Genomic DNA, 14,152 nt, shown 5'->3' on the forward strand with positions numbered 1-14,152 from the left:
TCTCTCGTCACATTCCTCGTCGGGGAGCGTCCGCGCTCCCGAGGCCGGCGGCCACCTGCCGCAGATACGGGTTGGTGGCGCGTTCCTGGCCGATGGTCGTGTATTCGTTGTGACCGGGCAGCACCACGGTGGCGTCGTCGAGCGGCAGGACCACGCGGGCCAGCGATTCGAGCATGTCGTCCATGGAGCCACCGGGCATGTCGGTGCGTCCGATGGAGCCGGCGAACAGCAGGTCGCCCGAGAAGAAGACCGGCGGGATGTCCGCCGACTCGGGCAGGCCGAAGGTCACCGACCCCTTCGTATGGCCGGGCGCGTGCGTGACGGACAGCTCAAGACCCGCGAGCTCCAGTTTCGCGCCGTCGGTCAGCTCCTTGACGTCGTCCGGCTCCCCCACGGTCAGCTCGCCCATGAGCGGCATGCCGATGCTGCGGCCGATCGCCTTCTCGGGCTCGGCCATCATGTAGCGGTCCTCGGGGTGGATCCAGGCGGGTACGCCGTGCGCGCCGCACACCGGGACGACCGAGGCCACGTGGTCGATGTGGCCGTGGGTCAGGACGACGGCGACGGGCTTGAGCCGATGCTTCTTCAGCGTTTCCTCGACTCCGGCGGCGGCCTGGTGGCCCGGGTCGATGATCACGCACTCCTCACCGGCGGCGGGGGCGACGAGAAAACAGTTCGTCCCCCAGGCCCCGGCGGGGAACCCGGCAATGAGCACGATCGTCCTTCGTTGTGTCGATACGGGTGCGCCTGGAAGAGGTGGCACCTGCCGTCAGAGCCTACCGGCGCTGCCGAATCCTCAGCGAACCCATATACGGTACGGGACACACGCAGGCGGTCGGCACAACAAGACGCACGCGTCCCAGTAGACGTACGAGACGCATGAGGAGAAAACCCCGTGGTCACCCAGGAACAGCGGAAGCGGCAGCTAGCCCGGGAGAAGTTCTTGCGGCAGCAGCAGCGGCGCACGGCCTCGCGGCGCAAGGCGCGCATGCGCAACTCGGTGATCGCGTCGGTGCTCGGCGTGATCCTGATAGGCAGTGTCGCCCTTTACACGACCGGGGTCCTGAAGGACGACGACAAGGCCAACGCGAGTTCGGACACGACTCCCAGCGCCGCGGCGTCCAGCAAGGCACCGACGGATCCGTGCGAGAAGCCGGCCGCCGGCTCGGTGAAGAAGCTGAGCTGGAAGAAGGAGCCGGCGGTCACCATCGACAAGTCGGCGAAGTACACGATGACGCTCGCGACGACGTGCGGTGACATCGGCATCGCGCTGAAGACGTCGGCGGCCCCGCACACGGTGAATTCCTTCGACTTCCTCGCGGGCAAGGGATTCTTCGACCACACGAAGTGCCACCGGCTCACCACCAACGGCATCTACGTGCTGCAGTGCGGCGACCCGACGGCCGCCGGCAGCGGCGGTCCCGGATACACCATTCCGGACGAGAACCTGAAGGACGCCTCCCTCAAGGGCGGCATCTATCCCGCGGGCACCGTGGCGATGGCCAACACCGGTCAGAAGCACACCGGCGGCAGCCAGTTCTTCCTGGTCTACCAGGACAGTCAGCTGCCGGCGAGCTACACGCCGTTCGGCACGATCTCCGACTCCGGGATGAAGGTCCTGAAGAAAATCGCCGCCGCCGGAGAGAACACCGGAGCCGGTGACGGAGCCCCGAACGCGACCGTTGTGATCAACAAGGCGACGGTCACGAAATCCTGATCCCGTCCTGATCCATCCCGACCGCATCCCGCCCCGAGGTGCGAAACTTCGGTCGCGCGGGATGCGGACAGGCAACCCGCCGGTCGCCTATGTTGGCCGTGACGAAACTGTGGACGATGCCCGGGGGCGCTGACGCCCCACGCAGGCATCATGTGGAGGAGGCGCTGTGAGCAGCGACCCGTGGGGCCGCGTCGACGAGACGGGGACCGTGTACGTGCGTACGGCCGACGGCGAGCAGGTCGTCGGTTCCTGGCAGGCGGGCTCCCCTGAGGAGGCGCTGGCCTATTTCGAGCGCAAGTACGAGGGCTTGGTCGTCGAGATCGGCCTCCTCGAGAAGCGAGTGAAGACCACCGACCTGTCCGCCAAGGATGCTCAGGCAGCCATCGACCACATCCGCGAGCAGGTGGACGCCCATCACGCGGTGGGCGACCTGGCCGCGCTGCGGGTGCGGCTCGACAAGCTGGTGGAGACCGTCGAGTCGCGTCGCGAGGAGCGCAAGCAGCAGCGGGCGAAGCAGTCGGACGAGGCGCGCAACTCCAAGGAGGCGCTGGTCGCCGAGGCGGAGCAGCTGGCGCAGTCCGACCAGTGGCGGGCGGCCGGTGAACGGCTGCGCGCGCTGGTGGACACCTGGAAGGGGCTCCCCCGCCTCGACCGCAAGTCGGACGACGAGCTGTGGCACCGCTTCTCGCACGCCCGGTCGGCCTTCTCCAAGCGCCGCAAGGCGCACTTCGCGTCCCTGGACGCGCAGCGCGAGGAGGCCCGCAAGACCAAGGAGCGGCTGGTCGCCGAGGCCGAGGGGCTGTCCGCTTCGACGGACTGGGGTCCCACGGCCGCGCGCTACCGCGAGCTGATGGCCGAGTGGAAGGCCGCGGGCCGCGCCCAGCGCGAGCACGAGGACGACCTGTGGAACCGCTTCCGCGGCGCCCAGGACGTCTTCTTCGCCGCCCGCAGCTCGGTCTTCGCCGAGCGGGACGCCGAGCAGACGGAGAACCTGAAGCTCAAGGAGGAGCTGGCCGAGGAGGCCGAGAAGATCCTCCCGATCACGGACCTCCGTACGGCACGCGCCGCCTTCCGCTCGCTCAACGAGCGCTGGGAGGCCATCGGCCACGTACCGCGTGACGCGCGGCCGAAGGTCGAGGGCCGGATGCACGCCGTCGAGCGGGCGATCCAGGAGTCCGAGGAGGCCGAGTGGCGCCGGACGAACCCGGAGGCACGCGCGCGTGCCGCGGGTCTGACCGGTCAGCTCCAGGCGGCCGTGGACAAGCTCCGCGGCCAGATCGAGCAGGCGCGCGCCCAGGGCAACAGCTCCAAGGCCGAGAAGCTGGAGCGCGAGCTGGAGGGCCGCCAGGCCCTGCTGGACCAGGCGCTCAAGGGCTTGCAGGAGTTCGGCGGCTGACGCGCCTCCCGCGCATCGGCCTCGCGCACCACGAAAAGGGGCTCCCGTACGTCACGTACGGGAGCCCCTTCTCGTATCCGCTGGAATCTATCTCTGCCCTACGACCTGCTGCGCGCCGACGTCACCCGGTACACGTCGTAGACGCCCTCCACGCCCCGGACCGCCTTCAGGACGTGACCCAGGTGCTTGGGGTCGCCCATCTCGAAGGTGAAGCGGGAGGTGGCGACGCGGTCGCGGGAGGTCTGGACGGCCGCGGAGAGGATGTTGACGTGCTGGTCGGACAGGACGCGGGTGACGTCGGAGAGGAGCCGGGAGCGGTCCAGGGCCTCGACCTGGATGGCGACCAGGAAGACCGAGGACTGGGTGGGCGCCCACTCGACCTCAAGAATGCGTTCGGGCTCGCGGGACAGTGACTCCACGTTGACGCAGTCGCTGCGGTGAACCGATACGCCACTACCCCGCGTGACGAAACCGATGATCGGGTCGCCGGGTACCGGTGTGCAGCAGCGGGCCAGCTTGACCCACACGTCGTCGACGCCCTTGACGACGACGCCCGGGTCGGCGTTGGAACGGCGTTTGCGGCTGCGGCTCCTGGTCGGCGGGACCGACTCGTCGATCTCCTCGGTCGCGGCCTCCTCGCCGCCGAGGGCGGAGACCAGCTTCTGCACGACGTTCTGCGCCGAGACATGGCCCTCGCCGATCGCCGCGTACAGCGCGGAGATGTCCGGGTAGCGCATCTCGTGCGCCAGCGTGACCAGGGAGTCGCCGGTCAGGATGCGCTGGATCGGCAGGTTCTGCTTGCGCATCGCGCGGACGATGGCGTCCTTGCCCTGCTCGATCGCCTCGTCACGGCGCTCCTTGGAGAACCAGGCGCGGATCTTGTTGCGGGCCCGCGGCGACTTGACGAAGCCGAGCCAGTCCCGGGAGGGACCCGCGCCGGCCGCCTTGGAGGTGAAGACCTCCACCAAGTCGCCGTTGTCCAGGGTGGATTCGAGGGGTACGAGTCTTCCGTTGACCCGTGCTCCTATGGTCCGGTGGCCGACCTCGGTGTGGACCGCGTACGAGAAGTCCACCGGGGTGGAGCCGGCCGGCAGCGCTATCACGTCACCCTTCGGCGTGAAGACGAAGACCTCGTTGCGGGACAGGTCGAAGCGCAGGGACTCCAGGAACTCCCCGGGGTCCTCGGTCTCCTTCTGCCAGTCGAGCAACTGGCGCAGCCACGCCATGTCGTTGAGGTGGTCCTCCTTGCCGGTGCTCTTGGGCGCGTCCGAACGCACCTTGGAGGCGCCGGCGACGGCCTCCTGCTTGTACTTCCAGTGCGCGGCGATGCCGTACTCGGCCCGGCGGTGCATGTCGAAGGTGCGGATCTGGAGCTCAACAGGCTTGCCGTTGGGGCCGATCACCGTCGTGTGCAGCGACTGGTACATGTTGAACTTGGGCATCGCGATGTAGTCCTTGAACCGGCCGGGGACCGGGTTCCATCGCGCGTGCACGGTGCCGAGGGCGGCGTAACAGTCCCTCACCGTGTCGACAAGGACACGAATACCCACCAGGTCGTAGATCTCCGCGAAGTCGCGACCGCGGACGATCATCTTCTGGTAGACGCTGTAGTAGTGCTTCGGCCGGCCCGTGACGGTCGCCTTGATCCGTGCGGCGCGCAGGTCCTGCTGCACCTCGTCGGTCACTATGGCCAGGTACTCGTCACGCTTCGGCGCCCGCTCGGCCACCAGCCGCACGATCTCGTCGTACATCTTGGGGTAGAGGATCGCGAAGGCGAGGTCCTCCAGCTCCCACTTGATGGTGTTCATGCCCAGGCGGTGGGCGAGCGGCGCGTAGATCTCCAGCGTCTCGCGCGCCTTCTTCTCCTGCTTCTCGCGCTTGAGGTACCGCATGGTGCGCATGTTGTGCAGCCGGTCGGCGAGCTTGATGACCAGGACGCGCGGGTCCTTGGCCATGGCCACGACCATCTTGCGTACGGTCTCGGCCTGCGCGGCCTCGCCGAACTTGACCTTGTCCAGCTTGGTGACGCCGTCGACGAGCAGCGCGACGGAGTCGCCGAAGTCGCGGCGGAGCTGGTCGAGGCCGTACTCGGTGTCCTCGACGGTGTCGTGCAGCAGCCCGGCCATCAGGGTGGCCGGATCCATGCCCAGCTCGGCGAGGATCGTCGTCACGGCGAGCGGGTGCGTGATGTACGGGTCGCCGCTCTTGCGCTTCTGGCCGCGGTGCCAGCGCTCGGCGACCTGGTAGGCCTTCTCGATCTGGCGGAGCGTCGCGGTCTCGATCTTCGGGTCGTTGCTGCGCACTATCCGCAGCAGCGGCTCCAGGACCGGGTTGTACGGGTTGGAGCGCTGCACTCCGAGGCGGGCGAGGCGGGCGCGGACGCGGTTGGAGGAGCCGCCGGAACGGGCGGGCTGGCCGGTGTTCGGGCGGACCGCGGGCGTGGCCGACGGCGTCGCGTCGGCCGGGGTGGGCTCGGGTGCGGGGGGCGGCTTGGGGCGCGACTCCTCGGCCGACTTGTCCACGGGGCCGGACTGGGCGTGCTCGACCGTCCCGCGGGAGTCGTTCTTCGCGTGCGGCTCCGTCGGCGCAGGCTTGGCCGCGGCTGCCGAGGCGGACTCGGGCTTGGCGGCGGTCAGGTGTTGGGCCTCGTCTGGCAAGAGGACTCCTCGTGCGCGATCCGGGTCCCCCGGTCAGGCTCCGGAGACCCCATGGTAGCGATCCTGCGCCCCAGGATCGCCTTCAGCCCGATGTGAGGGCCGTCTACCCCTGAAACACGAGGGGCTCCCGCCGGATTCCGGAGGGGTGGCTTCAGGGTGATCGAGGGATGTCTTGGGGGTGACTGTGGGGGCCCGCGGGTTTGCCGGGGGGGCGTGGAGGTGACTCGGGGCGGGAGGTGCACGGCGGGGGCTGAGGAAGGGGCAGGGGGAGCGACTGTACGCCTGCGCATCGGGGCACGACCCGAGCGCGTGGGGTGAGCGGGAGGGCGCGCGTCCAGCGGGAGCGCGGTGGCTACGCCTGGTGCGGGCTGTGAGTGTCCGGGGCACACCCGCTGCTGGCCGGCGCGTGGGCGGGGGCCGCAAGGGGGTCACGCGTCGCCCGGCCGTCGGCACGCTGAGGGCCGCGTCCACGGGGCGGGCGTGGCCGCGGGCCCGCGAAGGCTTCGGTGACCTGGGGCCCTTGCGAGCAAGCGGCCCCGTCAAGCGCGTACGAGAGGCCGGGTGCGAGGGGCGGAGCGGGCGAACCTGGTGCGGGCGCGCGCGTGGGACAGGACGGTGGGGCGCGTGGCCCGTCCGAAGCGTCACCGCGTCGGCGTGGCCGGATGCACGCCCCTGGCCGCGCCTGCCAGGCGAGCGTGGCTGAGGCCCGCGAAGGCGTACGTGACCGGAGCCTCCAACGCGGAACGCTGTCGTCAAGCCCTCACGCGGACGCGCGTCGGGCACGAGCGCGGGTGTGCAGGCCCTCCGGGCGCGAGCGTGCGGCGAGCCTCAGCGGCCGTACCGCATCGCGGCCGAGTTCCCGCCGTGGACAGATCGTCGAGCCGCCGGAGGCAGACATGCGAACGGCCGTTCCGGTGGGACCGGGACGGCCGTTCGGGGGCGTGCTGTGTGGTGCTGGGGTCAGACGACCAGGAGTGCGTCTAGCGGGGCGTCCGCGAGGGCCGGTTCCAGGCGGGCCCGGCCGTTCAGGAAGCCGAGTTCCATCAGGACCGCCAGGCCCGCGATCTCGGCGCCCGCGCGGCGGATGAGCTGGATCGAGGCCTCGGCGGTGCCGCCCGTGGCGAGGACGTCGTCGACGATCAGGATGCGGTCGCCGACGCTTAGATCCTCCGCGTGCACCTCGATCTCCGCCGAGCCGTACTCCAGCTCGTACGACTGCGCGAGGGTCGCTCCGGGGAGCTTGCCCGCCTTGCGTACGGGGATGAAGCCGAGGCCCGCCCGGACGGCGACCGGAGCACCCAGGATGAAGCCACGGGCCTCCAGGCCGACGACCTTGGTCGCGCCGACGCGCTCCGCGATCTCGGCCAACGCGTCGGTAAGCGCCGTGAAGGCCGCCGGGTCCGCCAGGAGCGGGGTGATGTCCTTGAACACCACACCCGGCTCCGGGTAGTCCCGCACATCGCGGATCCGGCTGAGCAGCAGCTCCTGGATGTCGGTCATCGGCGCTTCCCGGACGGCCGACCGCGGCCACGGTTGCGGGAGGCGGGCTGGTTGCGCGGCCCGACGACCGCGTGCGCGGCGTCCTCCGGCTCGTCGTCGTACGCCGTGTCCGCGTCGTCGTGCGACTGGGCCGGCTCCCCCTCGGCGGCAGCCTGTGCCCGCTTGGCGAGGACGCGCTTCTTGAGCGCCTTCATCTGCGGCTCCGCCTCCTTGAGGTCGGCGACGAGCGGCGTGGCGATGAAGATCGAGGAGTACGCACCGGCCGCGAGGCCGACGAAGAGCGACAGCGAGATGTCGTTCAGCATGCCCGCGCCGAGGAAGGCGCCACCGATGAACAGCAGGGCCCCGACCGGCAGCAGCGCCACCACCGTGGTGTTGATGGACCGCATCAGGGTGCTGTTGATCGAACGGTTGGCCACATCGCTGTAGGTCCACCGGGTCTGCTTGGTGATGTCCTTCGTCTGCTCCTTGAGGCTGTCGAAGACGACGACCGTGTCGTAGAGCGAGTAACCGAGGATGGTCAGCAGACCGATCACCGTACCCGGCGTGACCTCGAAGCCGACGAGGGCGTAGATACCGGTGGTGATCGTGATGTCGTGGATCAGGGCGACCAGGGCCGCCAAGGCCATTCGCCACTCGAAGGCGATCGCCAGATAGATCACCACCAGGACCATGAAGATCGCCAGGCCCTCCCAGGCCTTGTTGGCGACCTGGTCACCCCAGCTGGGACCGACCAGGTCCGCGGCGATGTTCTCGGAACTGACCTTGAGGTCCTTGGACAGCTGCGTCTTGATGCCGTCGGACTTGTCGGTGTCGATACCGGCGATCTGGATGCGCAGGCTGCCGTCGCCGAGCTTCTGCACGATCGCGTCGTGCCCGGAAGCCTCCTCGGCGTAGGTCTCCGCCTGGTTCACCGAGACGGTCATGTGCTTGGGCGTGGTGAAGACCGCGCCGCCCTGGAACTCGATGCCCATGTTCAGGCCGCGCACCGCCAGGCCGAGGATGGCCGTGATGGTGATCAGGATCGAGATGCCGTACCAGATCTTGCGGTTGCCGACGAAGTCGTAACCGACCTCGCCGCGGTGCAGTCGGGCGCCGAGGCTGCCGAGTTTCGACATCTCACGCCTCCTTCGGGTCGACGGGGGCGTGGGGACGGCGGGTGCGGCGCAGCGGCGCCTTGGCTCCCAGGGCCTTCGGGTCGAGGCCGGACCACTTGTGACCGTTCGCGAAGAACTTCCGGCGGGCCAGGAGCGTCATCAGCGGCTTGGTGAAGAGGAAGACGACGACCACGTCGAGCACGGTGGTCAGACCGAGCGTGAACGCGAAGCCCTGGACCTTGCCGACGGTGACGATGAACAGCACCGCGGCGGCGAGGAACGACACGAAGTCGGAGACCAGGATGGTGCGCCGGGCGCGCGGCCAGGCCCGCTCCACCGCGGGACGCAGCGTGCGGCCCTCGCGGATCTCGTCCCTGATGCGTTCGAAGAACACGATGAACGAGTCCGCGGTGATACCGATCGCGACGATCGCGCCGCAGACGGCCGGCAGGTTCAGCGCGAAGCCGATGGCCGGGCCGAGCAGCGCCATGATCACGTAGGTGAGGATCGCGGAGACCAGCAGCGACGGGATGGCGATGACCGAGAGGCCGCGGTAGAAGATCAGCAGGTAGATGACGACCAGCGCGAGGCCGATCGCGCCGGCGATCAGACCGGCGTGCAGCTGCTCACCGCCGAGGGCCGCGGTCACCGTGGTGACGCTGTCCTCCTTGAAGGTCAGCGGCAGGGCGCCGTACGACAGCATGTTGGCGAGGCTCTGGGCCTCTTCCTGGGTGAAGCTGCCGGAGATCTCCGCGCTGCCGCCCGCGATGGACGAGCTGACACTCGGGGCGGAGACGACCTGACCGTCGAGGACGATGCCGAACTGGTTCTGCGGCTGCTGGTTCTGCGCGAGCTGGCCGGTGATGTCGGCGAACTTCTTGGAGCCACTGCCCGTGAAGTCCATCGTGACCTGCCAGCCGGCGGCCGTGGTCGTGTTGTAGATGGCCTGGGCCTTCTTGACCTCGGTGCCGTCCACGGCGGCGGGGCCGAGCAGGTACTTGAACCAGACGCCGTCGTTCTCGCCGCACGCGACGGTCGACTCGCTGGCCTTGGCGCTCTTGCCCGCCGTGTTCTGGACCGACTTCTTGGAGCAGTCCAGCGCGGTGTACTGGGCCTCCAGCTTGGCGTTCGCGTCACTGGCGGCGCTGCTGCTGCTCGGCGACGGGGAGGCGCTGGAGGAGGCCGAGGAGCTGGCGCTGGCGGACGGGGTCTCGTCGGCCTTCAGGCCGTCGGTGACGGCACGGCCCTGCGAGGTGGCGGTGTCCGAGGGGCTCGCGGAGCTCGACGCGGACGAGGAGCCGGTGGCCTTGGGAGAGGTCGAGCTCGACGGGCTGCCGGAGGCGCTGTCGGACGCGCTGGGCGAGGTGCTCGGCGTCGCGCCGGCGGAGGCCTCGGTGGCGATCACCGGGCGGAAGTACAGCTTGGCCGTGGTGCCGACCTGCTGGCGGGCTTCCTCGGAGTTCGTGCCCTTGGGGATGTTGACGATGATGTTGCGGTCGCCCTGGGTCTGAACCTCCGCTTCCGAGACACCGAGACCATTGACACGGCGGTTCATGATGTCGACCGCGGTGTCCATGTTGGTCTTGTTGATCGCGGACTCCTGGCCCTTCTCCGGGACCGCCCGGAGAGTGATGCTCGTGCCCCCGGCCAGATCGATACCGAGGCGCGGAGTGGTGTGCCCGGAGGCGAACATCCCTCCGGTGAGCGCCACGATGGCGATCAGGATGAGGGCCAGCGAACGCCCTGGCTTGCTCTGGGCACTCGCGCTCCGGCCCTTCTTAGGTGCTGCCACCTTCTCGTACTCCCTCTCGGGCCGCCGCGCGCCGGATCTGCGGGCGGGCGGCCATGACATGGTGTCGGGACCCCGTGCGAGCTGCGCGTGCTCCAGGGCGTGCGGGAACGGTCCGCACGCCCCTTGGCGCGGCTACTTCGCCTCGGACTCGCCGTCCTTCTTCTTCGGCTCTTCGTCCGACTTCGCCTCAGCGGTCACGATCTCGTCGGCCGGTTCCTCGGGCGCGTCCTTCTTGCCGAGGTCGACGGACTTGTCGTCGGAGGCGGCGGCAGCTTCGTCGGCGGAGTCGTCGGTCTCGGTGAGGGAGGAGGCGTCGTCCGGGACGACGTCGGAGTCGGACTTCAGGTCGTGCTCGACACCGTGGACGATGCGGTTGTACTCGTCGTCCGACAGAACGGCGCCGATGGCGTTCTTCGCGAAGAGGAGATCGACGCCGGGACCGGCGTCGAGGAGGACCGTCTCCTCGTTTACCTCCTTGACCGTCGCGTAGATACCCCCGATCGTGCGGACGCCGGAGCCTGGCTGCATCTCGTTCCGCATGGACGCGGCCGCCTGCTGCTTGCGCTTGGCCGAGCGGGTCATCAGGAACATGGCCCCGATGAGCACGATGAACGGGAGAAGGGTCACGATATTCACGGGACGGAATTTCCTTCGCACGACCGCGACGGAGAGCGGCCTCATGGATGGGGGTATGCATACCGCCGACAAAGGCGGCATCGGCGGAGTCTAAGCGAGTCCGCGCGCATGGAACAACGCTCAGCATGGCACCTGGGTTCCTGACTGGGCCAATGCCGGGTCGTCACGATGCCGTCACGTCCCGAACAGGTCCTGTTGTCCGTTTCCCGGCTGCGCGGCCTGCGGTGGTGTGAGGCCGAGATGTGACCAGGCGGCGGGCGTGGCGACCCGCCCGCGCGGGGTCCGGGCCAGCAGTCCTTCGCGTACGAGAAAGGGTTCGGCGACCTCTTCCACCGTCTCGCGCTCCTCCCCCACCGCGACGGCGAGCGTGGACAGGCCGACCGGTCCGCCGCCGAACAGCTTGAGCAGGGCCTGCAGAACGGCTCGGTCGAGGCGGTCGAGACCGCGCACGTCGACCTCGTAGACGGCGAGGGCCGCGGCGGCGATGTCCCGGTTGATCACGCCGTCCGCCTTGACCTGGGCGTAGTCGCGGACCCGGCGCAGCAGGCGGTTGGCGATACGGGGCGTGCCGCGGGAGCGGCCGGCGATCTCGGCGGCGCCCTCGGTGTCGATCTCGACGTCGAGCAGGTTCGCCGAGCGGTGGATGACGCGCTCCAGTTCGAGGGGTTCGTAGAACTCCATGTGCCCGGTGAAGCCGAATCGGTCGCGCAGCGGGGGCGGCAGGAGTCCCGCGCGCGTGGTGGCGCCGACCAGGGTGAAGGGCGGCAGCTCCAGGGGGATGGCGGTGGCGCCGGGGCCCTTGCCGACGATGACGTCGACGCGGAAGTCCTCCATCGCCATGTAGAGCATCTCCTCGGCGGGCCGGGACATGCGGTGGATCTCGTCGAGGAAGAGGACCTCGCCCTCCTGGAGGGAGGACAGGATCGCCGCGAGGTCGCCGGCGTGCTGGATCGCGGGGCCGCTGGTGATGCGGATGGGGGCGCCCATCTCCGCCGCGATGATCATCGAGAGGGTGGTCTTGCCGAGGCCGGGGGCGCCGGAGAGCAGCACGTGGTCGGCCGTGGCGCCCCGCGCGCGTGCGGCGCGCAGGACCAGGTCCAGCTGCTCGCGGACCTTCTCCTGGCCGATGAACTCGCCCAGGTCCTTGGGGCGCAGGGCGGCCTCGACCGCCTGGTCCTCACCGTCGGCGACCGAGCCCACCAGCCGCTCGGGGGCGGTCTCGTCGGTGGTGTCGTCCCAGTTCACTGACGGTCTCCTAGCGGGCGCGGTTCAGGGTCTGAAGGGCGGCCTTGAGCAACTGGCCCACCTGGGGCGCGCCCTCGGCGGCCTCGGCCTGCGGGGTCACGGCGGCGACGGCCTCGTCGGCCTCGCGCGTGGCGTAGCCGAGGCCGATCAGGGCGGCGTGCAGCTGATCGCGCCAGCCGCTGCTGATCGGGGTGCCGACCACCGCGGCGCCGATCGGCTCGCCCAGCCGGTCCTTGAACTCCAGCAACAGCTTCTGCGCGCCCTTCTTGCCGATGCCCGGGACGGCCATGAGCGCCTTCTCGTCGCCCGTGGCCACCGCCCGGCGCAGGGCGTCCGGGGTGTGCACGGCCAGCATGGCCTGGGCGAGCCGGGGGCCGACGCCGGTCGCGGTCTGGAGCAGCTCGAAGATCTGGCGTTCGTCGTCGTCAACGAAGCCGTACAGGGTCAGCGAGTCCTCGCGTACGACGAGGGAGGTGGCGAGCTTGGCCTGCTTGCCCAGGCGGAGGGTGGACAGCGTGTTCGGCGTGCACTGGACGGCCATGCCGACTCCGCCCACCTCGACCACCGCGGCATCGGGAGCGAGTGCGGCGACCGTGCCGCTGACGAAGGCGATCATGCGAGGCGGCCTTTCGGGGCGTTCGGGGCTTTGGCCGGGATCGTTGCTTTGGCCGCGTGCAGGGCGACGGCCTGCTGGAGTCGGTTCTGGGCGGGGGCGCGCCAGATGTGGCAGATGGCGAGCGCGAGGGCGTCGGCGGCGTCGGCCGGCTTCGGGGGCGCGTCGAGCCGGAGCAGTCGGGTCACCATGGCGCCGACCTGGGCCTTGTCGGCGCGGCCGCTGCCGGTGACGGCGGCCTTGACCTCGCTCGGGGTGTGCAGGGCGACGGGGATGCCGCGGCGGGCGGCGCAGAGCATGGCGACGGCGCTGGCCTGGGCGGTGCCCATCACCGTGCTCACGTTGTGCTGGCTGAACACCCGCTCCACAGCGACGAATTCGGGCCGGTGTTCGTCCAGCCACGCTTCGATGCCCTGTTCGATGGCGACCAGGCGCAGCCCCAACTCGGCGTCCGCCGGGGTCCGTACGACACCGACGCCCACCATGGTGAGCGGCCGGCCCGCGACGCCTTCGACGACGCCGACACCACACCGCGTGAGACCGGGGTCCACCCCGAGTACCCGCACCGTGCCCCCCTTCGCCTCTTCGCAGCCGAACGTGATCTTTGACTTCACGCCAGGCTATCCGCTGCCACCGACAACAGCGGCGGGCCGGGGGACGTGTGTCCCATCCGGCCCGCCGATACCGCTGAACTCGCGGCAGCGCTACGCGTCGACCTTCTCCATGACCTCGTCGCTGACGTCGAAGTTGGCGAAGACGTTCTGCACGTCGTCGCTGTCCTCGAGGGCATCGATCAGCTTGAAGATCTTCCGCGCGCCGTCCTCGTCGAGCTCGACCTGCATGGTCGGGACGAAGTTGGCGTCGGCGGAGTCGTAGTCGATGCCGGCGTCCTGGAGCGCGGTGCGGACCGCGACCAGGTCGGTGGCCTCGGAGATGACCTCGAAGGACTCACCGAGGTCGTTGACCTCCTCGGCGCCCGCGTCGAGCACGGCACCCAGGACGTCGTCCTCGGACAGCTCGCCCTTGGGGACGACGACGACGCCCTTGCGGTTGAAGAGGTACGAGACGGAGCCGGGGTCGGCCATGTTCCCGCCGTTGCGGGTCATGGCGACGCGGACGTCCGAGGCGGCGCGGTTGCGGTTGTCGGTGAGGCACTCGATGAGCACCGCGACACCGTTGGGGCCGTAACCCTCGTACATGATCGTCTCGTAGTCGGCGCCACCGGCTTCGAGACCGGCGCCGCGCTTGACGGCGGAGTCGATGTTCTTGTTCGGGACCGAGCTCTTCTTGGCCTTCTGGATGGCGTCGAACAGCGTCGGGTTGCCGGACACATCGGCACCACCGGTACGGGCCGCGACCTCGATGTTCTTGATCATCTTCGCGAAGAGCTTGCCGCGCTTGGCGTCGATCACGGCCTTCTTGTGCTTCGTCGTAGCCCATTTAGAGTGGCCGGACATCTGCCTGTCTCCTTCGCGTAACCCAACTCTTTACGAACCCCA

12 protein-coding genes are annotated in these 14,152 nt (G+C 69.5%); 2 read left to right on the forward strand and 10 right to left on the reverse strand.

Translation table 11 applies throughout. The features are described 5' to 3' along the window. Positions 1 to 7: 7 nt before the first annotated feature. On the reverse strand, positions 8 to 715 hold the full coding sequence (locus ACWD5F_RS20795; RefSeq protein ID WP_451256186.1) for an MBL fold metallo-hydrolase: 708 nt from the start codon (positions 713 to 715) through the stop codon (positions 8 to 10). A gap of 180 nt (positions 716 to 895) precedes the next feature. Between ACWD5F_RS20795 and ACWD5F_RS20800 the strand changes: the two genes are divergently transcribed. Continuing rightward, positions 896 to 1,717, forward strand: coding sequence for a peptidylprolyl isomerase (locus tag ACWD5F_RS20800; protein ID WP_451256188.1), 822 nt, complete (start codon positions 896 to 898; stop codon positions 1,715 to 1,717). A 166-nt stretch (positions 1,718 to 1,883) separates the two neighbouring features. Beyond that, positions 1,884 to 3,113 (forward strand): DUF349 domain-containing protein, encoded by a 1,230-nt coding sequence (locus ACWD5F_RS20805; protein ID WP_451256189.1) that lies wholly within the window; start codon positions 1,884 to 1,886, stop codon positions 3,111 to 3,113. Between the two features lie 98 nt (positions 3,114 to 3,211). Here the strand turns inward: ACWD5F_RS20805 and ACWD5F_RS20810 are convergent, their stop codons facing one another. From ACWD5F_RS20810 to ACWD5F_RS20850, 9 genes are all read right to left on the reverse strand, one after another. Further along, entirely contained in the window at positions 3,212 to 5,770 is a 2,559-nt protein-coding gene (locus tag ACWD5F_RS20810; protein WP_451256191.1) for a RelA/SpoT family protein, read from the reverse strand. 960 nt (positions 5,771 to 6,730) lie between these two features. Then, positions 6,731 to 7,270, reverse strand: coding sequence for an adenine phosphoribosyltransferase (locus tag ACWD5F_RS20815; RefSeq protein WP_451256193.1), 540 nt, complete (start codon positions 7,268 to 7,270; stop codon positions 6,731 to 6,733). Next, positions 7,267 to 8,388, reverse strand: coding sequence for a protein translocase subunit SecF (gene secF, locus ACWD5F_RS20820; protein WP_451256195.1), 1,122 nt, complete (start codon positions 8,386 to 8,388; stop codon positions 7,267 to 7,269). Before secF ends, ACWD5F_RS20815 begins: the two co-directional genes overlap by 4 nt. A 1-nt stretch (position 8,389) precedes the next feature. Then, complete coding sequence (gene secD / locus ACWD5F_RS20825) at positions 8,390 to 10,159, reverse strand: protein translocase subunit SecD (RefSeq protein WP_451256197.1); 1,770 nt, start codon at positions 10,157 to 10,159, stop codon at positions 8,390 to 8,392. Positions 10,160 to 10,291: 132 nt separating this feature from the next. Continuing rightward, positions 10,292 to 10,795, reverse strand: a complete 504-nt coding sequence (yajC, locus tag ACWD5F_RS20830; RefSeq protein WP_401725232.1) for a preprotein translocase subunit YajC — start codon at positions 10,793 to 10,795, stop codon at positions 10,292 to 10,294. Positions 10,796 to 10,969: 174 nt separating this feature from the next. Continuing rightward, positions 10,970 to 12,040: a Holliday junction branch migration DNA helicase RuvB gene (gene ruvB, locus ACWD5F_RS20835; RefSeq protein ID WP_401725230.1), complete on the reverse strand. Its 1,071-nt coding sequence runs from the start codon at positions 12,038 to 12,040 to the stop codon at positions 10,970 to 10,972. Between the two features lie 10 nt (positions 12,041 to 12,050). After that, a complete protein-coding gene (gene ruvA, locus ACWD5F_RS20840; RefSeq protein ID WP_451256199.1) occupies positions 12,051 to 12,656 on the reverse strand; it encodes a Holliday junction branch migration protein RuvA in 606 nt (201 codons plus the stop codon). Continuing rightward, positions 12,653 to 13,219, reverse strand: coding sequence for a crossover junction endodeoxyribonuclease RuvC (gene ruvC, locus ACWD5F_RS20845; protein WP_451256757.1), 567 nt, complete (start codon positions 13,217 to 13,219; stop codon positions 12,653 to 12,655). Before ruvC ends, ruvA begins: the two co-directional genes overlap by 4 nt. A 138-nt stretch (positions 13,220 to 13,357) precedes the next feature. Then, positions 13,358 to 14,110: a YebC/PmpR family DNA-binding transcriptional regulator gene (locus tag ACWD5F_RS20850; RefSeq protein WP_352180401.1), complete on the reverse strand. Its 753-nt coding sequence runs from the start codon at positions 14,108 to 14,110 to the stop codon at positions 13,358 to 13,360. Positions 14,111 to 14,152: the final 42 nt, after the last annotated feature.

This window comes from Streptomyces sp. NPDC002499 (assembly GCF_053595415.1).